The sequence below is a fragment of the Paenimyroides ummariense genome (genome assembly GCF_900115115.1).
Classification (GTDB): domain Bacteria; phylum Bacteroidota; class Bacteroidia; order Flavobacteriales; family Flavobacteriaceae; genus Flavobacterium; species Flavobacterium ummariense.
In genome coordinates, this window is record NZ_FOVI01000004.1 from 123,957 (window position 1) to 149,210 (window position 25,254).

Sequence of the window (25,254 nt, forward strand, 5' to 3'; positions counted from 1 at the left end):
ACGAAAGTCGCTTTTTTTTAGACATAATAAAACATGAAAAAATCAATTTTAGCACTACTTTCGTTGTTTGTACTTTCATGTGCAAGTCACGATAAACACAACAAACGCTATCATACAAAAATTGATGCGAAAAAATTAAAGAAAGATGTTTCGTACGTTCAAAAGAGAATCACGAACATGCATCCCGATTTGTACTGGTACATTTCAAAAGAAGATCTGAATAAAAAATTCGACAGTTTATCGAATACTTTGAACGAACCTTTAACGCCGAATGAATTCTTCATGAAAATTAGTCCAGTTGTTGCATCGGTTCATCAGGGACACATGAGTATGGGGATGCTTAGACTAACATCGGCAGATTCATTAAAAAAGAAATACAAAGGTTCAGTTGATCCATTATCGAATTTTGAATATGAGTATTTGAACGACAGACTTTTTATTAAAAGAAATAATTCTAAAACAGATACCATTCTGCAAACAGGTACAGAAATTATTGATATTAACGGAGTAAAACCTGCAGATCTTTTTACGAAATACCGAAAAACATTTACATCAGACGGATACAACCAAACGGCAATTCCTAAATTTTTTGCACGTAGAGTAAATTCGTTTTACATTAACGAATTAGGTTTTGTTGACAGTATTAAAATGAATGTGGTTTGTGCCGATACTGCTTTCTATTACACTGCAAAGAGAACATTTGAAAAATCGAAAAAAGAAAGAAAAGCGCTTGCAAAAAAAGCACTTGCTGACAAGAAAAATGATACGTTAAAAGATACTAAAATTGTTCAGACAGATACGTTACCAAAACTATCAAAAGAAGAACAAAAAATTAAAAAGAAGGCTTTAAAAAAATTAGCTGGTCAAAAATATTATAAAAACGAATGGTTTGGTTACGATAGTAAAACCAAAACGTTTTCTAAACAAATAACGTATCCTGTTGCGCAAGATAGTACGGTTGCGGTATTAAAAATCAGAGATTTTAGTAAAGGACGAATAAAAGTATATGATACCATTTTTGCCGAATTAAACAAACACAATGTACAGAATTTAATCATAGATTTACGTGGAAATCCGGGTGGACGATTGAACGAAATTCACAAGCTGGCGCAATATTTAAACGATACCACTTTTGTATTTATAAAGCCTGCAACTATTACAAATCGTGCTACATTTCTAAATTTATACAGAGGTAAAAGCGTTGCAAGTAAAATTTTAGGTACACCTTTTATTTCTATTTTTTCAACAATCCGGGGATTAAGAGCTAGTAGAAATGAAGCAGGTGAGTTACAGGTTCCAATTAAATCGTCTAAAATAGCAGAACCAAAACCTTTGAACTACAAAAACAATATCTATGTAATTACCGATGGAATGACGTTTTCTGCGGCAGCCATTATTTCATCGCACTTAAAAGGTAGAAACCGTGCCATTTTTGTAGGCGATGAAACCGGTGGAACGTTCAACGGAACTGTTGCCGGAATTATGCCTAATGTGAAATTACCAAACAGTAAATTAGTTGTGCGCGTTGGTTTAATGACCATAAAACCACATGAACAAACCGAAAAAGAAGGTTACGGTGTAATGCCCGATACGTACATAAAACCAACAATCGATGATTTTTTAAACGATAAAGACCCAGAATTAGACTGGATTTTAAACCAGATAAACCCAAACAGAAACGCTCTTAATTAAGAGCGTTTTTTATTTAAATATTACCCGTTGTGTGTAATTAAAACATATTAAATTTTCACGTCAGTTCGAGTGGTTTTTCGTAGTGAAACGGAGAAAAATTGTATCGAGAACTACATAAAAAGACTTCTCGATACAAAATTCCTTCCACTTCGTTACAGAAATTTTACTCGAAGTGACGATCTGTTAATATATTCAATACAGCGTTTGTTCATTATGAATTTATTTAATCTCAATTTTTGGGAACGACCAATTATAACGAACCGCTAAAATTCGAATTAAAATAATGGTTCCGGCGGTTCCAACATAAATTACATCGTCGTTTACATGTAGTAACTTCAAACCAAAAAACATAAATCCGCCCATTAAACAAGCGGTAGCATAAATTTCCTTTCTAAAAATTACCGGAATTTCGTTACAAAGAATATCGCGCGCAACTCCACCAAAACACGCCGTTACGGTTCCTAAAAGAATACAAACGATAGGACTAAAATTAATCGACAATCCTTTTTCGATACCAATAATCGTAAAAATACCGATACCAATGGTATCAAACAAAAAAAGTGATGTTCTTAAAAAACTTAAATATTGCCTGAATATTATAGAGAGAATTGTTGCTGCTGTTACAATATAAAAAGTTTGCAGGTTAAGCAGCCAAAAAACCGGTGTGTTGCCTATAAGCAGATCGCGCAATGTACCGCCACCAATTGATGTTACCATGGCAATAACAAATACACCAAAAAAGTCCAGTTTTTTTTCGATTCCTGCCAATGCACCCGAAATTGCAAACGCAATAAGTCCTAAAATATCTAAAATAGAGAAAATCATTATTTGCTTGTTAAATGATTAAAGTCGTTAATTACGGTTTGTATAAACTGATGCTGGTTTAAGTGTTGATTTTTTATGGTGGTAACTTCTTCAATTTTAGAAATAAGTTTATCGATCATTAATGTATCGTTTTGTAAAATTGCGGTGTTGTAGGCTTTTTTAATGATGTTCATATCGTGGTCAGATAATCGCAATACGGTTGGAAAACTCACCACATATTCGTTTGATAAATCATCTAAAAAACGGTGGTTTAATCGTACGTTCGATTTTAAACTGATAACGGTTGTATCGGTCACCATATCGCCCAATCGCTGACTTTTCTTACTAAAAATGATTCCTAAAATAGCGGGCAATCCTAACATAATAAAAATATCAACCAAACGGCAAATCCATCTGCTGAAATAATCAGAAAAACGTGCCTGATAACCTTCAATCTTTACCACCCGAATTTTAAATACCATTTTACCGGGTGTTTGTCCGTTGGTCCAACTTTCAAAAAAAAGTGTGTAAAATATGTACGGAATCATGATTACAAATGACAAAACGCCTTCTTCCCACCTATCGTTCATTTTAATTTTAAAAAAATCGAACATCAGGTAAAAAATGGCAATGGCGTAGGCAATTTTTATGGCTTCATCAATAGCAAATGCTAAAATACGTTCGCCTAAAGACGCTGCCTTAAAATTTATTGCAACATTTTGTGCTGTGTTTATCGTTATTTCGGTCATTATTTATATTTTAGCAGTTATGAGGGAAATTGCTTTTATAAAACAAAATAAAGAAAAATGGTTAAATATTGAGCAACAATTAACCGTAAAAAATAAAATTTCTGCCGATGACTGGTCTCAAATGTATGTTCAGCTTACAAACGATCTGTCTTTTTCTCAAACGTATTTCCCAAAAAGCGATTTAACCGTTTACCTTAACAACCTTGCAAGTACCGTACACCAAAAGGTTTACACCAATTACAAGTACGAAAAAAATGTGTTGAGTACTTTCTTTTTTTACGATGTTCCGTTGATCGCTTACAAATACCGAAAGGTTTTATATTTCTCTCTTATTTTATTTATAGTTTTTGTAGCAATTGGTGCAGTTTCTGCTGCTTACGACGAACGTTTTGTCCGTTTGATATTAGGCGATGCCTATGTAAACAAAACATTAGACAATATTGCAAATGGCGATGCCATGGCGGTTTATAAAGGCGGATCGAACTGGGGAAGCGCCTTTGGAATAACGCTTAACAATTTGTATGTTGGTATGCGATGTTACATTTATGGCGTTTTTCTTGGGTTGGGAACTTTATATATCATGTTTCAGAATGCCATTATGTTGGGCAGCTTTCAATACTTTTTTTACGAGAAAGGCGTTTTTAATGAAAGTATCCGTGGAATTTGGTTACATGGTTCAATGGAAATAATGGCAATTGTTATTGAAGTTTGTGCCGGTTTCATTCTGGGTGCAAGCATATTGTTTCCCGGAACGTACACACGCATGCAATCGTTAAAAATTGGTTTTAAAAACAGTTTTAAATTGTTTATAAGTACCATGCCTTTTACTATTTTTGCAGGATTGATCGAAGGATACATTACGCGTTACGCAAAAGAAATGCCTAATATTTTAAACTATTTAATTATAATTAGTACGTTGGGATTAATAACTTTTTACTATTTTATTTATCCTTATTTAGTACACAAAAAAACACTTAAAAATTCATAATATGTTTCAACTTTTTAAACTGCGCGGGTTCGCCGAATATATTTCAGACACGTTTACTTTCATAAAATTTCAGGGAAAAAACTATTTTAAAAATTACCTAAAGTTTGCTTTTATTGCCTTGTTGCTTTTAATGGTTTCTATGTCTATGATCGGTACGTTTTATTACCGAGTTTTAACAACAACTTTAGGAACAACAATGGGTGGCGATACCTTTGATAATGCTTTTGTAAGCGAAAACGGTTTAATGTTAGGAATAGGTTTTCTAGCCCTTTTTATTATTTCGCTTTATCTTGGTATGTTAAATTATTCGTACCCTGTATATTACATGCATTTGGTAGGAAAAAACGGTAATGAAAAACCATCGTTAAAATCAATTCGTGAACTCTTTAAAAACGATTTTGGCAGATTGCTACTTTTTGGTTTGTTAAGCTTTCTTACGTTTATAATTGTAGGAATTATAGCCTTTTCAATAGCTGTTGTATTAAGTTTTGTAATTATAGGAATTTTTATAATTATATTGTTGGTTCCGTTTTTTATAACCTGGTATTCGCTTACACTTTATTTTTATATCGATAAAAAACAAGACTTTTTTGCTGCGTTTAAACATGCATTTTACACCATTACCAACAACTTTTGGAATATTGTAGGCGCAAGTTTGTGCATGTTGATTATTGTACAGGTATTAAGTACCATTGTTACCATGATTCCTTACATGATAACTATTTTTGGATTTGTGTTCGGAATGCAAAGCTCGCAAAATGTAGATTCAGCCAATCTCTCTTCAAACATTTCAATAATGATGGTAATAATTGTTATAATTTATTGTTTTTCGATTTTGGTTTCTACGATTTTAAATCATTTGTTGTTGATACAAAACGGTTTGGTTTATTATTCTGAACGCGAAAAATTAGAATACAATTCAATGCGCCAATCTATTGATGAAATAGGAAAACATGAATAAAACTCTTGCTTTTGCTGCCTTATTTTTAAGTTTATCGGCTTTTTCACAAGTTGGTCAACCGCTTGATACTATATCAAAACCACAGCAAATGGCAGCTGAAGTTGTTGAATTTACCGAAACCAATCTTGCAACCGATACGCTAACAAGTGCTTTGGTTCCGTTGAATAACGAGGATTTAAAACACCGAAAGTTTCGTGCCGATTTTAAAGAAAACTATTCGTCATCAGAATTTGAATACAACGTAAAAAAAGAAAGCGGCTTTTTAGCTCGGCTACGTGAATGGTGGCGTAATTTTTTAGATTGGTTTAAGACAGATACTAACGAATCTTCGTATATTTTAGATGAAATCATCAACATTGTTCTTGTTTTCTTGGCGATAATAGCTTTCGGATTTTTGATTTATTACCTGAACAAAAAAGGATTTATCAAACTATTTTCTAAAAAGGAACAAACGGTTATCAACGAAAAATTCATTGAAGAAAACATTGATATTATCGATTTTAAGCTATTAACGCAACAGGCAAAACAAGAAAATAACTTGCGTAAAGCGGTTCGTTATTATTATTTATGGACATTAAAAAGCTGGTCACAAAATAATTTTATCGAGTATGAACCAAACAAAACAACCAAACAATACGTAGCAGAAATAAGCGATACGGCAAATAAAACGGCATTTAGCTACATATCTTACATTTACGATAATGTTTGGTACGGTTTACACGAAATTTCAGTTGAAGATTTTGAAAAAATCGAACAACAATTCATCCAATTAATTAATAAAGAATCATGAAAACCGAATACATAAAATATTTCGTGTACTTTTTATTGGCTGCATTTGTTGTAATGTTCATTCAATTGTACTTTCCAAACCCAATAAACTGGAATCGAAATTTTAATACGCAAAGTAAAGATCCGTATGGTTTGTATGTTTTTAATCAGGAACTTCCGCATTTGTTGAAAGATCAAAAATTAGTAAAAACATCATTCACTCCGTACGAATATTTTTTAGACAACGAACAAGCACCACAAAGCAAAACAACCTATCTGTTTGTTGAAAATAAATCTGGTTTAGACGATGTTTCTGTTCAAGAACTATTAAAAAAAGTAAGCAACGGAGCCGATTTGGTTATTGCTTCGGAAAATTTTTACTATGGAAACAGCTATATTTTAGACACTTTAAAGATTCATCTACACAATATTAAAACCAACAATTTACATTTTGTAAATAAAGGCAGTTCAACAGACACACTGAAAATTAAAGACGAATACAACAATATTTTTACGGTAAAAGATCCGGAGCATTATACAGCAATTGCAAAGCTTAACAACAACATTTCGTTTATAAGCACAAAATTTGGTAAGGGAACGGTTTACATAAGCTCCTCGCCTATTTTACTGACCAATTTTTACATTTTAAATAACGAAGCAAAATCGAGCATTTTTACAGAAGAATTTGTATCGTTCATTAAAAAGGAAAACGTTGTTTGGTTCGATGAAAACTACAATATTGGCGAGCGCGAAAGCAATAATTCAATTTTAAACGTAATATTCAAACATAAAAGTCTGCGTTTTGCTTGGTACACGTTAATCATTGGTTTGCTGCTTTACGTAATTTTCTACGGAAAACGTAAACAACGAATTGTTCCTGTGATAGATCCGGTTAAAAATACAACGGTGGAATACATTGAAACTGTGGGGAATTTGTATTATCAAGAGAACAACCATACACAACTTTTAAACAAGCAAATTAAGTTTGCACTGTATTTTATTAGAACCGAATGGAAAATTATTACGCAGGATCTTAATCAAGATTTTAAAACTAAATTACAGCAAAAATCATTGGCGAATACGGCAGATATCGATCAGTTTATTAATTTCATAACCAATTTTAATATCGATACAAAATATTCGCAAGCCGATTTAATTCAGTTTAACCAATTGTTAGAAAAACTACATATAAACTATGGAAAATCAAGAAAATAACGAAATATCATTCAACAGCCGCATTCCTTTAACCGAGTTAAAAGAACAAATTGTAGCCATAAAAACCGAAATGCACAAAGTAATTGTGGGTCAGGAAGAATTAATCGATTTACTGTTGGTATCGTTAATTTCAAACGGACACGTTTTAATCGAAGGTGTTCCCGGATTGGCAAAAACGTTAACGGCTAAATTGCTAGCAAAAACGGTTCAAACAGATTTTTCGCGCATACAGTTCACGCCCGATTTAATGCCTTCGGATATTTTAGGAACTTCGATTTTTAACAATCAAACCAATAATTTCGAGTTTAAATCAGGACCAGTCTTTTCAAATTTTGTTCTGATTGATGAAATTAACCGTGCACCTGCAAAAACACAGGCAGCTTTGTTTGAAGTAATGGAAGAACGCCAGATTACGATCGACGGAAAAACCTACGAAATGGAACAGCCGTTTTTGGTTTTGGCTACTCAAAATCCTATTGAACAAGAAGGAACGTATGCGTTGCCCGAAGCACAGTTAGATCGTTTTTTAATGAAGATAACCATTGATTATCCTACGTTAGAACAAGAAATTCAATTATTGCATTTAGAGCAAAGCAACGAACATTTTGATAAAACAAGTTTGATGAAACCTGCAATTAACGCACAACAATTGATTGAATTTCAACAACTGGCTCAAAAAGTAATGATCGAACCGCATTTAATTCAGTTTATTGCTCAAATTGTAAATAATACGCGCAACCATAGTTTCTTGTATTTAGGTGCATCGCCGCGTGCTTCTATTGCAATTTTAAATGCAAGTAAATCGTTTGCATTGATTAACGGACGTGATTTTGTAACTCCGGATGATATTAAATATGTGGCGTATTACGTACTAAATCACCGTTTAATTTTGGCTCCGGAACGCGAAATGGAAGGCATTACCATTAAAGATGTTGTAAAGCAGATTATTGATACTGTTGAAATTCCACGCTAATTAAATGAAGTTTTTATATTTAAATACACGTTTTTATCTGGCATTGCTCATTGTAACCATTCTGTTTGCAATCGGCTTTTTTATGCCGTTTTTTTTCTACGTTGCATTAATTGTTCTGGCAGTTTTTGTTGCATTAATTGCTGTTGAACTATTTCTGCTGTTTCATAAAAAAGATGGAATTACTGTTGAAAGAATGGTTCCTGAACGATTATCGAACGGAGATAAAAACGAAATAAGCTTAAATATAAAAAACAATTATCCTTTTGCGGTTACTATTGAAATTATAGACGAATTACCTTTTCAGTTTCAAGAACGTAATTTCCTTTTAAGCAGTAATATAGAGAAGGATTCTAAAAAGCAGATCAACTATTCTATTGTTCCAAAAGAACGCGGATTGTATCAATTTGGATCGACAAATATTTACGCAACCTCTTTAACTAAATTAATAAGCAAACGATATAAATCTGCTAAAAATGAAGAGGTTGCTGTTTATCCAAGTTTTTTAAATTTGCGTAAACACGAATTGCTGGCATCTAAAACGGCATTGCTTCCAAACGGAATAAAACGTACCCGAAAAGTTGGTCAGTCATCGGAATTTGAACAGATTAAAGACTATGTTACCGGCGATGATTTACGACATGTAAACTGGAAAGCATCTGCCAAAAAAAAGCATTTAATGGTTAATCATTATCAAGAAGAAAAAGCGCAAAACGTGTATTTGTTGATTGATAAAGGCAGAACCATGAAAATGCCTTTTGACGGTATGTCGCTCTTAGATTATTCTATAAATGCGGCATTAATGCTAGCAAATATTTCCATTAAACGTCAGGACAAAGCCGGTTTGTGGACATTCGAAAAGAAAACCGATGTTTTTTTAAAAGCAGATAACAAAATGTTGCAGATTCGTAAAATTGTCGATGCATTGTATCATATTGACACCAATTTTAAAGAATCGAATTACCAATATGTTTTATCCGACAGTTTAAAAAAGATTCAGAAACGCAGTTTGCTAATTTTGTTTACCAATTTTGAAACATTAGATGCTTTAAAACGACAATTACCGTATTTACGTGCCTTAGCAAAAAAACACGTTTTGCTGACCATTATTTTTGAAAACACGCTGTTGAATGACGTTCATAACCGCAAAATAAATTCAACAAAAGATATTTATATTCAAACAATAGTATCTAAATTTGTGCACGAAAAACAGTTGATTATTCAAGAACTGCAAATGCACGGCATAAAAACGGTTTACACCAAACCTGCAGATCTTTCGGTAAATCTTTTAAACAAATATTTAGAAATTAAGCGACAAGAAATCATTTAAATGAAACAGATAACAAGTATTCAAAATCAATTAATTAAAGATATTTTTCAGTTACAGGAAAAAAGTAAGGCTCGAAAAAAAGCCGGACTTTTTGTGATTGAAGGTATCCGCGAAATTGAAATTGCTATTAAAAACGATTTTGAAATTAACCAGCTTTTAGTTTGTTTTGATTTGTTTGATGCCAATAAGCTGAATCATTTTAAAAGGAAACTTTCCCACACAACCGATCTAATTGAAATTTCTAAGGAAGTTTATCAGAAAATAGCATATCGCGAAAGTACCGAAGGCGTAATTGCAATTGCTAAAATTAAAGATCGTTCATTAGAAAACATTCAGTTACCTGAAAATCCGCTGATTGTGGTTTTGGAATCGTTAGAAAAACCAGGAAATATTGGTGCCGTTCTGCGTACTGCCGATGCTGCAAATATCGATGCCATTTTTATTGCCGATCCTAAAACCGATTTGTACAATCCTAATATTGTGCGATCAAGCGTTGGTGCTCTTTTTACCAATAAAATTGTAACTGCAAGTTCAGCAGAAATAATTAATTTCTTAAAAAACAATAATATTGCTATTTTTAGCGCTATTTTACAAGAAGCCGTTTCGTATTATTCTGTCGATTTTAAACAGGGATCAGCCATTGTAATGGGGACCGAAGCAACCGGTTTAAGCGAAATTTGGCGTGAAAATTCAACAGAAAATATCATCATTCCAATGCAAGGTCAAATTGATTCTATGAATGTATCTGTTGCAGCTGCCGTATTAATTTTCGAAGCAAAAAGACAAAGAAATAGTCAAACAATATAAATAATTAAAAATTTCGTTATATTTATAAAAAATTTAAAAGTTTATGAAAAAAACTATATTAACAGCAATTTTCGGATTAAGCCTAATGGGTTTTTCGGCGCAAGCACAGGTAATTCATAAGTACGAACGATTCATTCAAGAATACAAATGGAAAGTTGGTGCAAGTTACAATATGATGGATTTTAACTTTAACTATTCTCCGGTTCCGGAAGGTGCAAGTATGATTTCTGGCGGAATTCCTGCAAAAGTTATGATAGGATACGAATTTGCTCCAAACTTATCGGTTGAAGCAGATTTCTCAATGAACGAAATGGAAGTTGGTAATTCTATGAACGGTAACCTTGTAACAGACAAAAAAATCAGTGTAGTAAACTTTAATGGTTCATTAGCGTACAGTTTAGGCGGGTTGTTTAATATTCCTGTTGCAGATCCTTACATTAAAGCTGGTATTGGTCACTTACGCTTAAACGAGGTTGATTTAACAATGGCAAGTGCCGGTGGTGGTATCAACTTCTGGATTGCCGATATTCCTGCTACAAAAAGTTCGCGTTATCACCATGACAGAGCGTACCGCCGTATTGGTTTAAACGTAGAAGCGATGGGAAGATCTAATATTTCTACCGAAGGACCTGGTTCACACGCACAATATTCTGCAGGTGTTTTTTACATCTTTTAGTAAAATCATTTGTCACAAATATATTAAAGGAGCTTCTGCTCCTTTTTTTATTGATTAAAATTGACAAACCAATAGTTTTTTTCATATATTTAAGCAAGTAAATGGGCATTTTATGACACAAGAAGAAATTGAAAAAGAAAATAAAGAAATCGCACGCGAGTACAAAGAGCTTTTAAGTATTAGTTATCAAACACTTACAGATGATGATAAGAAATTGATACGTAAAGCATTCGATGTTGCCGTAGAAGCACATAAAGATCAAAGAAGAAAATCGGGCGAAGCTTACATCTTCCACCCTATTGCCGTGGCTAAAATTGTAGCGTCAGAAATTGGTTTGGGACCTACATCAATCGCAGCAGCTTTAATGCACGATGTTGTTGAAGATACCGATATTACCGTGGGTGATATCGAACGAATGTTTAATCCTAAAATTGCTAAAATTGTTGAAGGATTAACCAAGATTTCGCGTATGGAACCCGATCCGGATATTTCGCTTCAGGCAGAAAATTACCGTAAAATGTTACTTACGCTGAATGATGATGTACGAGTGATCTTGATTAAGATTGCCGACCGTTTGCACAATATGCAAACCATGAATTCTATGGCGGCATACAAACAGGCGAAAATAGCATCGGAAACGCTTTATATCTATGCTCCGTTGGCGCATCGTTTAGGTTTGTTCAACATTAAAACAAAATTGGAAGATTTAGGTTTGGAATATACAGAACCCGATGTTTACAACGATATTTTAAGTAAAACCAAAGAAAGTAAAGAAGAACAAAATGCGTATATAGAAAGTATTACATCTGTTTTGAACGAAGCATTGGCAAAAGAAGATATATCGTTTACCATAAAAGGTCGCCCTAAATCAATTTATTCTATCCGTAGAAAAATGAAGGCTCAAGGTGTAACTTTTGATCAGGTGTACGATAAATTTGCGATCCGTATTATTTATGATTCATCGCCTGCAGATGAAAAATTTATTGCGTGGAAAATTTATTCCATTGTAACAGATCATTACCGTCCGTCGCCAAGCCGTTTGCGTGATTGGATTTCTTCGCCAAAATCAACCGGATATGAAGCGTTGCACATTACCGTTATGGGACCAAAAGGTCGTTGGGTTGAAGTGCAGATTCGCAGTGAACGTATGGATGAAATTGCCGAAAAAGGATACGCAGCGCATTACAAATACAAACAAGGCGTTACCGAAGAAAACAGCTTGGATAAATGGTTGAATTTGCTAAAAGAAGCTTTAGAAAATTCTGAAGCCAATGCTGTGGATTTTGTCGAAGATTTTAAGCTGAACCTTTACGCAAAAGAGATTTATATTTTTACTCCAAAAGGCGAAATTAAATCGTTGCCAAAAGGTGCAACCGCGTTAGATTTTGCTTTTAGCATTCATACCGATATTGGTATAAAAACACGCGGAACTAAGGTTAACGGTAAATTAGTTCCGTTGAATTACGAACTAAATTCGGGCGATCAGGTAGAAATTATCACGTCGGCAAATCAAAAACCTAGTCCACATTGGCTGGAATTTGTAACAACAGCCCGAGCAAAAAATAAGATTAAAAATGCCTTAAACGAAGACGTTAAACAGATTTCTGAAGATGGAAAAGAAATTTTAACTCGAAAGCTAAAACATTTAAAAATTACGCTTGATGAAAAAGTAGTGAATGATTTGGTTAATTTCTTTAAACTAAAAACAAGTCAGGATTTGTTTTATCGTGTAGGATCGGGCAAAATAGAAAATCAACAGTTAAAAGAATTTGCTTCGCACAAGAACAGCAATGCTTTTATGAATTTCTTTAAGAAATCAATTAAAAAAGAAACGCAAGAGCAAATTGCTGAAACAAAATACGATTTACTAGTCTTTGGTAAGAATGATGAAAAGTTAGATTATAAACTGGCAAATTGCTGTAACCCTATTCCGGGAGATCAGGTTTTTGGTTTTGTAACGATTAACGAAGGTATCAAAGTTCATAAAATCGACTGTCCGAATGCGATCAGTCTTCAATCAAATTACGCGTACAGAATTCTTCCTGCAAAATGGATCGATTCATCTGTTCAGGAATTCAATGCATCATTAATGATTAAAGGAATTGATGGTTTAGGATTAACAAATGAACTTACCAGAGTAATATCTAACCAAATGAATGTGAATATTCAAAGTATTTCGTTAAGTTCAAACGCCGGAATTTTCAACGGTCAAATTACCGTAATTGTTCCGAATAATCAGGTGTTAAACAAACTTATTGAAAACATTCAAGGGATAGACGGCGTTGAAAAAATCACACGTATTTTAGGAACTGCTTAATTTTAAATATTTAATTTTTAGTATCGGTAATAAACTTTTATATTTGTGCTGTTAAAAAGGATCATGGAAGAAAATAAAAATCAAGAAATTGTAAAAAACGTTTTTACTAAATATTTAGAAGAAAAAGGGCACCGCAAAACGCCGGAACGTTACGCTATTCTTCAGGAAATTTACGAAAACGAGGAACATTTCGATATTGAATCGTTATACATTAAAATGAAAAACAAAAACTATCGTGTAAGTAGAGCAACACTTTATAATACGATAGAATTGTTATTGGAATGTGGTTTGGTACGCCGTCATCAGTTCGGACAAAACCAATCGCATTACGAAAAATCGTATTTCGATAAGCAACATGATCATATAATTTTAACAGATACAGGCGAAGTGATTGAATTTTGTGATCCGCGAATTCAAACCATTAAGCAAACCATCGAAGAAATTTTTAACATAAAAGTTCATAATCACTCTTTATATTTCTACGGAACTAAAGAGGATAAAACCAATACAACTAATAATTAAAAACAGACTAACATACTAAACATGACAGTAGATTTGTTACTTGGTCTTCAATGGGGAGATGAAGGAAAAGGAAAAATTGTAGACGTTCTTACATCTAAATACGATATCATCGCACGTTTCCAAGGCGGACCAAATGCAGGACATACGTTAGAATTTGACGGAATTAAGCACGTTTTAAGAACAATTCCTTCTGGAATTTTCCATAAAAACTCAATAAATATCATCGGAAACGGCGTTGTAATGGATCCGGTGGTTTTTCAAAAAGAAATCGAAGGTTTACAAAAGTTTGATATCGATGTTCAATCAAGACTTTTAATCTCAAGAAAAGCACACTTAATTTTACCTACACACCGTTTGTTAGATGCAGCTTCGGAAGCATCAAAAGGTAAAGCTAAAATTGGTTCTACTTTAAAAGGAATTGGTCCAACTTATATGGATAAAACCGGTAGAAACGGTTTACGTGTAGGCGATATTGAATTGGCAGATTTTAAAGAAAGATACAATGCGTTGGCTGAAAAGCATATCGACATGATTAAGTTTTACAATGTTGATTTGCAGTACAATTTGGCTGAAATGGAAGATGAATTCTTTGCTGCTGTTGAAGAATTAAAGAAATTAACTTTTATTGATTCTGAATTCTACTTAAACAGTGCCTTAAAAGAAGGAAAAACGATTTTAGCAGAAGGTGCACAAGGATCCTTGTTAGATATCGATTTTGGAACGTATCCATTCGTAACATCATCAAACACAACTGCTGCAGGTGCTTGTACTGGTTTAGGTATTGCGCCAAACAAGGTAAAAGACGTTTTTGGTATTTTTAAAGCATACACAACCCGCGTTGGTTCTGGCCCATTCCCTACCGAACTATTTGATACTATTGGTGAAACAATGGCAAAAGTTGGTAACGAATTTGGATCGGTTACAGGTCGTGCGCGTCGTTGTGGCTGGTTAGATTTGGTTGCGTTAAAATATGCAGTTGAAGTAAACGGAGTTACCGCTTTATACATGATGAAAGGCGATGTTTTATCGGGCTTTGATACATTGAAAGTTTGTACGGCTTATACTTACAAAGGCGAGCAAATTGATCATTTACCTTATAATATTGAAGAAGAAAATGTACAACCGGTTTATGTAGAGAAAAAAGGTTGGAAACAAGATTTAACAGGTTTAACAACTTATGGCGATTTACCTGAAGAATTAAAAGAATACATAGAATTTATTGAAGAATACGTTGGCGTACCAATTAAAGTAGTATCGGTTGGTCCGGATCGTAAACAAACAATAATGAAATAATATGAAAGCACTCTCTACAGGGTGCTTTTTTAATGCTTAAATTCTTCTTAACGCAACGGTTACATCGTTAAAAAATGTGTAATTTTGAAAAAAATTATCTCAATTGAAAACCTTTTTTTTAAACCTGTTTTTTCTGTTGTTTTGCTGTGCTTTTTCGTTTGCACAAACACCTGAACCAAACGGTAAAATCATAAAATTATTGGCAGCAGATTTCACTGATGTCAACGAATACGAAGTTCCCGGAGCTAAAATCCTTACCGGAAATGTGCAAATGCAGCACGACAGTATGTACATTTACTGTAATAAAGCGTATTTTTTTGAGAAAGAAAATTATGCAAAACTGTTTGGTAATGTTAGAATTGTTCAAGACGATACCTTGCAGCTTAACAGTAAATATGCCGAATATAATGGTGTAGAAAAAATTGCGTATGCTTCTGGAAATGTAGTCATGACATCACCCGATTCTTCATTAAAATCAGAAAAAGTTTATTACGACAGAAATACCGGAATTGCTTATTACAACGATAATGCAACCATTACAAACAAACTGAATACCTTAAAATCTAAATCGGGTAAATATTATACGCGTGAATTAAAGTATGAATTTAGGACACAAGTTGTGATTACAAATCCCGAAAATGTGATCAAATCGAACCATTTGGATTTTTACGAAGATTCTGGTCACGCCTATTTGTTCGGTCCTTCAACAATCGATAACAAAGGAAATCATATTTATACCGAAAATGGTTTTTACGACACCCGTTTAAACGAAGGAAGAATGATCGAAAATTCGTTTATCCTTTATGATAACAAGCGTATCGAAGCTGATGAAATGTTTTATGACGAGAAAAAATCGTACGCAAAAGGCATCAACAACGTAAAAGTGATCGATACCATTAACAACACCATTGCCACCAGTCATTTTGCAGAGGTTTTTCGTGCTAATGATTCCATCTTCATGACAAAAAAACCGTTGATTCAAACAATTGCAGAAAAAGATACAACCTATTTCCATGCAAAAAATATTCAAATTGTTGGTCCGGACAAACAGCGAGTTATAAAAGGTTATCCAAATGCGCGTATGTACCGCACACCAGATATGAGCGGAAAAGCCGATTCTTTACATTACGATCAAAAAATTGGTTTGCTGCAATTAATTCGAAAACCGGTTTTGTTTAAAGATGAAAGTCAGTTAACCGGCGATGTGATCCATCTAATAAACAATGTAGAAACAGAAAAACTCGATTCGTTAAAAGTCCTCACCAATGCCTTTGTCATTCAAAAAGATTCGCTCGGTTCCGGGTTCAATCAAGCCAAGGGAATCAATATGTACGGAAAATTTATCGATGATAAAATTCGTCAGATCGATCTGGTGCAAAACGCCGAAATGATTTATTATGTGTACGACGAAGAGGTTTTGAAAGGAATTGATAAGGGAATTTGTAGTAAAATTGTTTTGGAGTTAGAAGACAACAAGATTACAACGGCAACCCGAATGATAAATCCCGAAGGAACAACCTATCCGCCTGAACAATTCCCCGAAAACGCTCGGAAACTGGCAGGTTTTAACTGGCGGGGCGATGAACGAATGTACAGTGTGGACGAACTCTTTAGCGATGAAGAATTAAAGCACGACGATAAAGCCGAAGAAGAAGTTAAAAAGAACGCTAAAATTAGTGAAATGCCAATGGAAATTCAGGATAAAACGTTGAATTTTAAACGATCGGGAAAAACACCAAACGTTATAAAAAAACGTAGCGAGTAATGAAAGAAGATTTTTTTAAATATCAGGCGCAAACCAGTCTGTATCCGTTAGAAGTAGAAATTTCACACGCTAAAGGAAGCTATATTTACAGTACCGACGGTAAAAAACATTTAGATTTTGTTGCAGGAGTTTCGGCTTGTACCTTGGGGCATCAGCATCCGCGTGTTGTGAATGCCATAAAAGAACAGTTGGATAAATACATGCACGTAATGGTTTACGGTGAATATATTCAAAAACCGGCGGTAGATTTTTGCAAATTACTGGCACAAAACTTACCTGAAACACTGAATAAAACGTATTTGGTAAATTCGGGTACCGAAGCTGTTGAAGGTGCTTTAAAACTGGCAAAACGCGTAACCGGCAGAACACATATTATCTCTTGCATAAACGCGTATCACGGAAATACACAGGGATCAATGAGTATTTTAGGAAACGAAGAGCGCAAACGCGCATTTCGTCCGTTACTGCCAAATGTAGATTTTGTGACATTCAATAACGAAGACGATTTACAGCATATCACAACAAAAACCGCGGCAATTGTTTTGGAAACTATTCAAGGAAGCGCTGGATTTGTAACTCCAGAAAACGATTATCTGCAAAAAGTACGCAAACGTTGTGACGAAGTTGGAGCATTATTGATTTTAGATGAAATTCAGCCTGGTTTTGGTAGAACGGGCAAATTGTTCGGCTTTCAGAATTACAATGTAGTTCCAGATATTTTGGTGATGGGTAAAGGCATGGGCGGCGGTATGCCTGTTGGTGCTTTTACTGCGAATGAAAAACTGATGGATTTGTTGGCACACGATCCAAAATGCGGGCACATTACAACATTTGGAGGGCATCCGATTATTGCAGCAGCAAGTTTAGCTACTTTGCAAGAGTTGTTAGAAACCGATTTAATGGAACAAACGCTGGTAAAAGAACAATTGTTCCGCAGCTTATTGAAACATCCGCTGATAACCGAAATTCACGGAAAAGGTTTAATGCTGGCTCCAATGACACCATCGGCAGAAATAACCAACGAAGTTATTTTAAAGTGTAAAGACAAAGGTTTGGTATTATTTTGGCTGATGTTTGAAGGAAGAGCCATTCGTATTACACCACCATTGACGATTTCTGAAGAAGAAATTAAAGAAGGATGCGCTATTTTAATAGAAGCATTAAACGAAGTTCAGGCAGAACTTTGTTAATTAAAATGTTTATAAGATAGATTTCAGCGTACTTATAAAGTGCCAATTTTGAGCTATCTTTAATAATAAAAACAGTCGATTATGTTTACAAACGACGAGGAAGATTTTTTTAGAATGTCTATTTCTAAATTCGAGAATATGCTAAAAACAAACAAAATTTGTTTTTTCGATTCAGAAGAATTTGAAAACATTATACTGCATTATTTAGATTCCGGTAAAATAAACCTGTCTAAAAAAGCACTGAAACTGGGTTTGGATCAACATCCAAATTCCATAGGATTAAAATTGGTTCAGGTGGAGCTTTTGGTTTTTGAAAACAAGTTGGATAAAGCCGAAAAGTTATTGAACGAATTACAGCACATCGATCCACGAAACGATGAAGTTTATATTCAGCGTGCAAATATCTTTTCAAAACAAGGCAGCCATCACAAAGCCATTGAATGTTTAAAAGTGGCGTTGCAATACACCGAAGATTTTGCCGATGTGTATTCTTTATTGGGGATGGAATATTTATTTATCGATGAAATTTTAGATGCAAAAGAAGCATTTATAAAGTGTTTGGAACATGATTCTGAAGATCAAACGGCACTTTACAATGTGGTTTACTGCTACGATTTTCTGGATAATCATCAGGAAGCGATTGAATTTTTAGAGGAATTTATTGATCACAATCCGTATTCTGAAGTTGCATGGCATCAGCTGGGCAGACAATTTTATATTTTGAAAGATTACCGAAAAGCAATTGAATCTTTTGATTTTGCTTGTGTGATTGATGAAAATTTTGTGGGTGCTTATTTGGAAAAAGGTAAATCGTACGAAAAAATTAAAATGTTTACGCAGGCAATTAATTGTTATAAGGAAACATTGAAGTTAGACGATCCTTCGTCTTACGTTTACCGAAGAATGGGCTTTTGTTACGAAGCATTGAAAAATTACGACAAAGCCTTAAAATATTATTTGCGATCGGTTCACGAAGATCCGTTAATGGATAAATCGTGGATTGCCATTGCCGATTTACATTTAAAAAAGAACGATTTTAAAAAAGCATTGCAATTTGTAAACAAAGCTTTAGGGATTGATGAAAACAACCATTTATACTGGCGCAGATTTGCAATTATAAATAAAGATCTACTATTTTTTGAAGAAGCCGAATTAGGTTTTAGAAAAGCGGTAGAACATGGCGATACCTTTTTAGATACCTGGTTGTATTGGAGCGATTGTTTTCGTTTGTTGAAAGATTATCCGCAGGCAATTGAAAAATTACTGAAAGCGCGTGATATTTTTAACGACGAATACGAAATTGAATACCGTTTGGTTGGTTTGTACATGTTAACCGATCAAACCGAAAAAGCAATGTATCATTTAACCAATGCTCTGGCATTAAATTATAAAAACCAAACATTGTTACAAGATCTTTTTCCAACAGTTTGGGAAAATGAACAAGTACAAAATTACATACAGAATTTTAATCAAGAATAGTTTATAATGTAATATGTCTATGTTTCTAAAAAATAAAATTTTACATATTACTTTGTTGCTCTTTCTCCCTTTGATGAATTGTATAGGTCAGCAAGATACTATTTCAATGAGTTCAATGGATGAAAGAGCAGAATTATTTATTAATCTAGACAAATCAAAAACTAAACTTGAAAACGTATTTAGTGAAATTATTTACTTCTTAAACAGCATTGGAAATGATGAGTCACTAAATTATCTTGATTATATTGCTAATTCACAAAAGTATTGGGAAAGATATTGTGAATTCGAGTGTAAATTTATTGAGTTTGAAACAAGAAATGGTGCTCAAGGAGGCTTGCCTTTTTATAATCAATGTAAAATTTAAATGAACAATGAGAGGAGTCAAAGATTATCTGAAATATTGGCAAACTTAAAAAGAGAATTCGAAGATTAAATTATTTAATATTCAATGAAAACATACGGTTTAATTGGCAAAAACATCAGCTATTCATTTTCGCGCAATTATTTCAACAATAAGTTTAATAATGAGAATATATTAAATTCACAATACATTAATTTTGATATAGATAACTTATCTAAATTAAACGATATATTCAACAGAGACAATTATGGTTTCAATGTTACAATTCCTTACAAAGAAGCTATTATTTCGTATTTAGATTCGTTAGATTTTCATGCCGAAAAAATTGGAGCTGTTAACACCATAAAAATCGAAAACGGAAAGAAAATTGGTTTAAATACAGATTGGATTGGTTTTAAAAAATCGATTGAACCTTTACTGAAATCATACCACAAAAAAGCCTTGATTTTAGGAACCGGCGGTGCAAGCAAAGCCGTAATGTATGCTTTAGATCAATTGCAAATAGAGCATTTAATCGTGTCAAGAAACGGTAAAACACCTTACGAAGATTTATCAGAAGAAATCATTCTAAATCATACAATCATTATAAACTGTACACCAGTTGGTACTTTTCCAAATGTAGATTCAGCTCCGGAAATTCCATACAACTTCATAACAAACAATCATTTGGCTTACGATTTAATCTACAATCCTGCTGAAACTTTGTTTTTAAAAAAATGCAAAGAAAAAGGTGCGGTTATTAAAAACGGGCTGGAAATGCTGGAAATTCAGGCAGAAGAATCATGGAAAATTTGGAATAGTTAACATTATTTCTTATGAAATATTTGTTGCCTTTCAATTAATTATTTATCTTTCAAAAATAATTTTGTAAAACTTACACATTTAAGAAGATGTTAGAAGAAAAGAATGATAACCTGCCACAAGCAGACGGATTGAACCCTGAAACAGAAACAAACACCATTGTTGATGCTATAAATTCAACAAATGCAGAAGACAGCGAAACGTCGTCAATCAACGAAAGTAACCATATTCCTATGGTTAATTACGATGAATTATCGTTAGATGAATTGAATGTTGAACTTGAAAATTTAATAAAAAACGAAAAGATAACTGCAATCCGCGATCACGTGGAAGGTATCAAACGCAGTTTCTTACATAAATATAGTGAACTGATCGACGAAAAAAGAAAGGTATTTTTAGAAGAAAATCCTGATGCTTTTTCAACAGATTTTCAGTACGAACTTCCTGCAAAGAATCAGTTTAACTCGTTATATAATCAATACAGAGATCAACGAAATTCTCATTTTAAATCGATTCAAGATCAGTTAAAGAAAAATTTAGCCGACAGAAATCAGATCATTACAGAATTAAAAGAACTGGTTGACAATACCGAAAATTATAATGCGGCTTTAAAAGATATTCAGCAGTTACGCGACCGATGGAAAAGTGCCGGTGCCATTCCAAAAGATAATTACAACCACGTTTGGAACAATTTCCATTTTCATATAGAACGTTTTTACGATCAGTTGCATTTAGACCGGGAAGCTCGTGATATGGATTTCAAGAACAATTTAGAGCAAAAACAGCGAATAATTGAACGTGCCAGTTTATTGATAAACGAACCGGATATTCGTAAAGCATTCCGTGAATTGCAAACGTTACACCGTATCTGGAAAGAAGAAATTGGTCCGGTTGCTAAAGAACACCGCGAAGAAATTTGGCAGAATTTCAGCGAAATTACCAAACAATTGCACAGTAAACGCGAGTTGTTACAAAATGAAATTCGTGAGCGTGAGGAAAATAATCTGGCGAAAAAGAAGGAATTAATTGCAGGAATTAACGAAATTTCGTCGAAAGAATTCAATTCACACAACGATTGGCAAAATGCCATTAAAGAAATTGAAGCTTTAAGAACTAAATTTTTTAGTACGGGTAGAGTTCTTGCTGAACAAAGCGAGGAAACTTGGGCTGAATTTAAAAATGTAACCAGAAACTTTAATGTTTTAAAGAACAATTTCTACAAAGACATTAAAAAAGAGCAGCAAGATAATTTAGTTAAAAAACAGGCTTTAATTGAACAAGCAAAATCGTTGGCAGAAAGTACCGATTATGATGCTACAACGCCTGCAATGAAAAAAATTCAGGAAGATTGGAAGCATGTTGGGCACGTACCAAGAAAATTTTCTGACAGTTTATGGAAGGAATTCAAGCAGATCTGTAATTCATATTTTGACCGATTACATACCGAACGAAATAAGGAAATGGAATCGGAAATGGTTAATTTCAACAGCAAAAAGGATTACCTGGAAAGCTTAAAGGATTTTGAACTAACCGGTGATCATAAAACTGATTTAGATGCCATTAAAAAACATATTGAAAACTGGAAAACGTTAGGAGCTGTACCACAAACTCGCAGACATATAGAAGGTAAGTTCAACAAGGTTTTAGATGCATTGTTCGATAAATTAAGCTTGTCTAAAAAAGAAGCCGAACTGGTTAAATTCAATAATAAAATTGAACATTTAATTGAAAGTAATGACGGGCGACGTTTGCAAAACGAAACCGTTTTTGTTCAAAGAAAAATAGAAGAATTGCAATCGGAAATTTTTCAGTTAGAAAACAATGTGCAGTTTATTTCAAACGCAAAAGCAGATAATCCGTTGGTGAAAGAAATCAATAAAAATATTGATCGCCATAGAGATGAATTAAATTTGTGGAAAGAGAAATTAGTTCAATTAAAAAACATCAATAAAAATGATGAATAACATACAAAACCGGAAATCTCCGGTTTTTTTCATTTCAAAGCAAATTGTTATGTGTTTGCTCATTTTTTTTATGGTTGGCTGTAAAGCAAAAACCGATTGGCGCGATAATTACAAGAAAAACAAAAGCAGTAAAAGTGTTGCTACTACAAAGAAAACCACTGTAAAAAAACCTAATGATTTAGCCGAGATAAGTGAAATTTTAGATGTTAGCGAAAGCACCTTGAAAAATAAAAATCTGTATAATTTTATCATTGATTGGTACGGAACGCCTTATAAATACGGCGGTAACAACCAAGACGGGATTGATTGTTCGGGCTTTACCAACGTTTTGTACAAAGAAATTTATAAAATTCAAATTCCGCGTGTATCAAAAGATATTGCCGAAAACGTTAAACGTAAATACACCAACGATTTAAAAGAAGGTGATCTGGTGTTCTTTTCTTTCGGAAAAACCGGCACGGTAAACCATGTGGGAATTTATCTGCACAATAACATGTTTGTACATGCGTCAACAAGTAAGGGCGTTATTATATCGAACTTAACCGAGCCTTACTACGGTGATTATTTGGTTAAATGTGGATCGTACAAAAATTAAAATCAGTGTTTTGTTATGAAAAAAAACTTTGCAGATAAAGTGATTGCTTTCAACAAACAGCTGAATTATTCGGGCGAATTACCAGATAATTTCAACGTTTTAAATCCGTATTTATCAAATCCGGAAACGTTGGATGTGATGCAACAGTTTTATCACAAGTATTACAACGACAACAACAAGCGAAAATTTATCATCGGAATCAATCCAAGTCGGCATGGTGCGGGCGTTACAGGTGTTCCGTTTACGGACACCAAACGTTTGGAAAGTGTTTGCGGCATAAAAATGGAATCGTCACATACGCACGAAATTTCATCGGTTTTTATTTATGATTTGATCGAAGAATATGGCGGAGCAAAAAAGTTTTACGAGGAATTTTACATCAACTCCCCTTTTCCGTTGGCGATTATTCAGAAAAATAAAAGTGGTAATTGGATTAACGCAAATTATTATGATGATTTACAGCTTTTTAAAATGGTAAAAGATTTTATGATCGAATCTTTAAAAAACCATATTGCTTTAGGGTTACATACCGATGAAGTTTTTGTTTTAGGAAAAAAGAATGCAACATTCATTAACAAAATAAACAATGAAGCCAAATTATTTAACAAAATCACGGTTTTTGAACACCCCAGATATATTCAACAATACAAATCAAAAGACAAACAGCTTTATATTGACAAATATATTTTGGCATTAAATTTAAACAACTAATTATGAATCAGGACATTTTAAATTATAACGAAGAATTTTCTGCAGAAGATCAATCTATTTGTAGTGTTCTTTCTGCCGAAATATCAACACAACTAAAAAATGCCGAAAGTAAAATTTGGCATGCACACCCGGTTTGGTTTTTAAACGGAAATCCCATTGTTGGTTACCGCAAGCAAAAAGCAGGAATACGGTTAATGTTTTGGAGCGGTATCGATTTTGAAGAAGAAAAATTAAATGTTCACGGTAAAAAGTTTAAAGATGCTTCGGTTTTCTATAATTCAGCAGCTGAAATCAATAAGGAAGATTTGCACAGATGGCTAAAAAAATCGGTTGAAATTCAATGGGATTATAAAAATATTGTAAAAAGAAAAGGCGTTTTAGTTAAATTGTAAAAAAGCCGTTTCTTACTTTCGTTAGAAACAGCTTTTACTTTTCATAGCAATTTTTTTTGTGGTAACAGTACCAAAATATTTATTGATGCGCGCGGTTAAGAAATAAACACAATTAAAACTTTACGCTGTAACCATAACATGATTATCTATCAAAAAAATTTTACTTGTAAAGTACCTTATGTAGATTAACCTTATGGTTAAGGGGGTTATTCTTCTGCAGCTTCAAAATTCACGTGTTCTTCGGCAATTTCCGTAAGCAGATAATCTGTTTCTTCTTCTTCGTCTAAAGTAGTTTCCAACAAATCGGCCACTTTTTCGTATCCTAAAGTAATTGCAATCTGTACCAAACCGCCATAAGTTGCAATTTCGTAATGCTCTACTTTTTGGGCTCCGATTATTATGGCAACATCACGCGTCATAGAACCGTCTTTAGTGCTTTTAACCATTTCGTCAACTTCTTTCAAAATTCCGTCAATAGCATCGCACTTTTTCTTTTTAGCCTCTTCGCCTAAATGTTTAAAAACTTTTTCTAAACGCAGAATCTGCTTTTTGGTAACCAGCTCGTGATCCTCAATAGCTTCCTGCAATTCTTCGGATGTAGCTTTGTGCTTAATTTTCGCAAGCGACTCTTCTATTTTTGCCTCGGCATAATAAATATCCTGCAAGGCATCTAAAAAGAACTTTTCTAATTCTGAATTATTGTTTTTGTTTTCCATACCTTGTTTTTTTAATTCACTTTGATTACTGTTTTCTTGATCAGAATCATCGGTATCAGCAGAAGTTTTCTGTTTTTTACCGGTAGCTGCTTTATCTTCTTCAACAGGAATTATTGTAGATTCTTCGCTTTTTGAAGGTGCAGTTTTTTCCAAGTTTTTATCTTTTTGATTCATAATAAAAATTTAAA

The 25,254-nt window shown here is 33.6% G+C and carries 24 protein-coding genes; 21 read left to right on the forward strand and 3 right to left on the reverse strand.

Annotated features, from left to right (window positions below):
* Positions 1 to 33: 33 nt before the first annotated feature.
* On the forward strand, positions 34 to 1,692 hold the full coding sequence (locus BM253_RS04535; RefSeq protein ID WP_091519871.1) for a S41 family peptidase: 1,659 nt from the start codon (positions 34 to 36) through the stop codon (positions 1,690 to 1,692).
* 219 nt (positions 1,693 to 1,911) lie between these two features.
* Here BM253_RS04535 and BM253_RS04540 read toward each other — a convergent pair whose 3' ends face one another.
* Positions 1,912 to 2,517: a trimeric intracellular cation channel family protein gene (locus BM253_RS04540; RefSeq protein WP_091519876.1), complete on the reverse strand. Its 606-nt coding sequence runs from the start codon at positions 2,515 to 2,517 to the stop codon at positions 1,912 to 1,914.
* Positions 2,517 to 3,245 carry an RDD family protein gene (locus tag BM253_RS04545; RefSeq protein WP_091519880.1) on the reverse strand — a complete coding sequence of 243 codons (729 nt, stop codon included), beginning with the start codon at positions 3,243 to 3,245 and terminating at the stop codon, positions 2,517 to 2,519. The genes BM253_RS04540 and BM253_RS04545 overlap by 1 nt, the downstream gene beginning before the upstream one ends.
* 19 nt (positions 3,246 to 3,264) lie before the next feature.
* Between BM253_RS04545 and BM253_RS04550 the strand changes: the two genes are divergently transcribed.
* From BM253_RS04550 to BM253_RS04645, 20 genes are all read left to right on the forward strand, one after another.
* A complete protein-coding gene (locus BM253_RS04550) occupies positions 3,265 to 4,233 on the forward strand; it encodes a stage II sporulation protein M (protein ID WP_091519884.1) in 969 nt (322 codons plus the stop codon).
* 1 nt (position 4,234) lies between these two features.
* Positions 4,235 to 5,194, forward strand: coding sequence for a hypothetical protein (locus BM253_RS04555; protein ID WP_091519888.1), 960 nt, complete (start codon positions 4,235 to 4,237; stop codon positions 5,192 to 5,194).
* A complete protein-coding gene (locus BM253_RS04560) occupies positions 5,187 to 5,984 on the forward strand; it encodes a hypothetical protein (RefSeq protein ID WP_091519891.1) in 798 nt (265 codons plus the stop codon). Before BM253_RS04555 ends, BM253_RS04560 begins: the two co-directional genes overlap by 8 nt.
* Positions 5,981 to 7,177, forward strand: a complete 1,197-nt coding sequence (locus BM253_RS04565) for a DUF4350 domain-containing protein (RefSeq protein ID WP_091519895.1) — start codon at positions 5,981 to 5,983, stop codon at positions 7,175 to 7,177. Before BM253_RS04560 ends, BM253_RS04565 begins: the two co-directional genes overlap by 4 nt.
* Positions 7,158 to 8,150: an AAA family ATPase gene (locus tag BM253_RS04570; RefSeq protein ID WP_091519898.1), complete on the forward strand. Its 993-nt coding sequence runs from the start codon at positions 7,158 to 7,160 to the stop codon at positions 8,148 to 8,150. Before BM253_RS04565 ends, BM253_RS04570 begins: the two co-directional genes overlap by 20 nt.
* Positions 8,151 to 8,154: 4 nt before the next feature.
* Positions 8,155 to 9,477: a DUF58 domain-containing protein gene (locus BM253_RS04575; protein WP_091519901.1), complete on the forward strand. Its 1,323-nt coding sequence runs from the start codon at positions 8,155 to 8,157 to the stop codon at positions 9,475 to 9,477.
* Positions 9,478 to 10,284, forward strand: a complete 807-nt coding sequence (locus BM253_RS04580; RefSeq protein WP_091519904.1) for a TrmH family RNA methyltransferase — start codon at positions 9,478 to 9,480, stop codon at positions 10,282 to 10,284.
* A 43-nt stretch (positions 10,285 to 10,327) separates the two neighbouring features.
* Positions 10,328 to 10,960 carry an outer membrane beta-barrel protein gene (locus BM253_RS04585; RefSeq protein WP_091519908.1) on the forward strand — a complete coding sequence of 211 codons (633 nt, stop codon included), beginning with the start codon at positions 10,328 to 10,330 and terminating at the stop codon, positions 10,958 to 10,960.
* 112 nt (positions 10,961 to 11,072) lie between these two features.
* Positions 11,073 to 13,277 (forward strand): RelA/SpoT family protein, encoded by a 2,205-nt coding sequence (locus BM253_RS04590; protein WP_091519912.1) that lies wholly within the window; start codon positions 11,073 to 11,075, stop codon positions 13,275 to 13,277.
* Positions 13,278 to 13,340: 63 nt separating this feature from the next.
* Positions 13,341 to 13,799: a Fur family transcriptional regulator gene (locus BM253_RS04595; protein ID WP_091519915.1), complete on the forward strand. Its 459-nt coding sequence runs from the start codon at positions 13,341 to 13,343 to the stop codon at positions 13,797 to 13,799.
* A gap of 21 nt (positions 13,800 to 13,820) precedes the next feature.
* Positions 13,821 to 15,092, forward strand: coding sequence for an adenylosuccinate synthase (locus BM253_RS04600; protein ID WP_091519916.1), 1,272 nt, complete (start codon positions 13,821 to 13,823; stop codon positions 15,090 to 15,092).
* 103 nt (positions 15,093 to 15,195) lie between these two features.
* The gene (locus tag BM253_RS04605; RefSeq protein WP_091519918.1) at positions 15,196 to 16,857 is read left to right on the forward strand and encodes an OstA-like protein; all 1,662 of its coding nucleotides are present in this window, start codon (positions 15,196 to 15,198) and stop codon (positions 16,855 to 16,857) included.
* Entirely contained in the window at positions 16,857 to 18,047 is a 1,191-nt protein-coding gene (locus tag BM253_RS04610; protein ID WP_091519921.1) for an aspartate aminotransferase family protein, read from the forward strand. Before BM253_RS04605 ends, BM253_RS04610 begins: the two co-directional genes overlap by 1 nt.
* A gap of 78 nt (positions 18,048 to 18,125) precedes the next feature.
* Entirely contained in the window at positions 18,126 to 19,526 is a 1,401-nt protein-coding gene (locus BM253_RS04615; protein ID WP_177205733.1) for a tetratricopeptide repeat protein, read from the forward strand.
* A gap of 115 nt (positions 19,527 to 19,641) precedes the next feature.
* On the forward strand, positions 19,642 to 19,890 hold the full coding sequence (locus BM253_RS04620; protein ID WP_177205725.1) for a lysozyme inhibitor LprI family protein: 249 nt from the start codon (positions 19,642 to 19,644) through the stop codon (positions 19,888 to 19,890).
* 84 nt (positions 19,891 to 19,974) lie between these two features.
* Positions 19,975 to 20,691: a shikimate dehydrogenase family protein gene (locus tag BM253_RS04625; protein WP_091519927.1), complete on the forward strand. Its 717-nt coding sequence runs from the start codon at positions 19,975 to 19,977 to the stop codon at positions 20,689 to 20,691.
* Between the two features lie 86 nt (positions 20,692 to 20,777).
* Positions 20,778 to 22,652 (forward strand): DUF349 domain-containing protein, encoded by a 1,875-nt coding sequence (locus tag BM253_RS04630; protein ID WP_091519929.1) that lies wholly within the window; start codon positions 20,778 to 20,780, stop codon positions 22,650 to 22,652.
* A gap of 49 nt (positions 22,653 to 22,701) precedes the next feature.
* Positions 22,702 to 23,247 carry a C40 family peptidase gene (locus tag BM253_RS04635; RefSeq protein ID WP_218154363.1) on the forward strand — a complete coding sequence of 182 codons (546 nt, stop codon included), beginning with the start codon at positions 22,702 to 22,704 and terminating at the stop codon, positions 23,245 to 23,247.
* 15 nt (positions 23,248 to 23,262) lie between these two features.
* The gene (locus BM253_RS04640) at positions 23,263 to 23,958 is read left to right on the forward strand and encodes an SMUG2 DNA glycosylase family protein (protein WP_091519936.1); all 696 of its coding nucleotides are present in this window, start codon (positions 23,263 to 23,265) and stop codon (positions 23,956 to 23,958) included.
* Positions 23,959 to 23,960: 2 nt separating this feature from the next.
* A complete protein-coding gene (locus BM253_RS04645; RefSeq protein WP_091519940.1) occupies positions 23,961 to 24,350 on the forward strand; it encodes a DUF1801 domain-containing protein in 390 nt (129 codons plus the stop codon).
* A 206-nt stretch (positions 24,351 to 24,556) separates the two neighbouring features.
* Here BM253_RS04645 and BM253_RS04650 read toward each other — a convergent pair whose 3' ends face one another.
* The gene (locus tag BM253_RS04650; RefSeq protein WP_218154364.1) at positions 24,557 to 25,240 is read right to left on the reverse strand and encodes a YciE/YciF ferroxidase family protein; all 684 of its coding nucleotides are present in this window, start codon (positions 25,238 to 25,240) and stop codon (positions 24,557 to 24,559) included.
* Positions 25,241 to 25,254 lie beyond the last annotated feature (14 nt).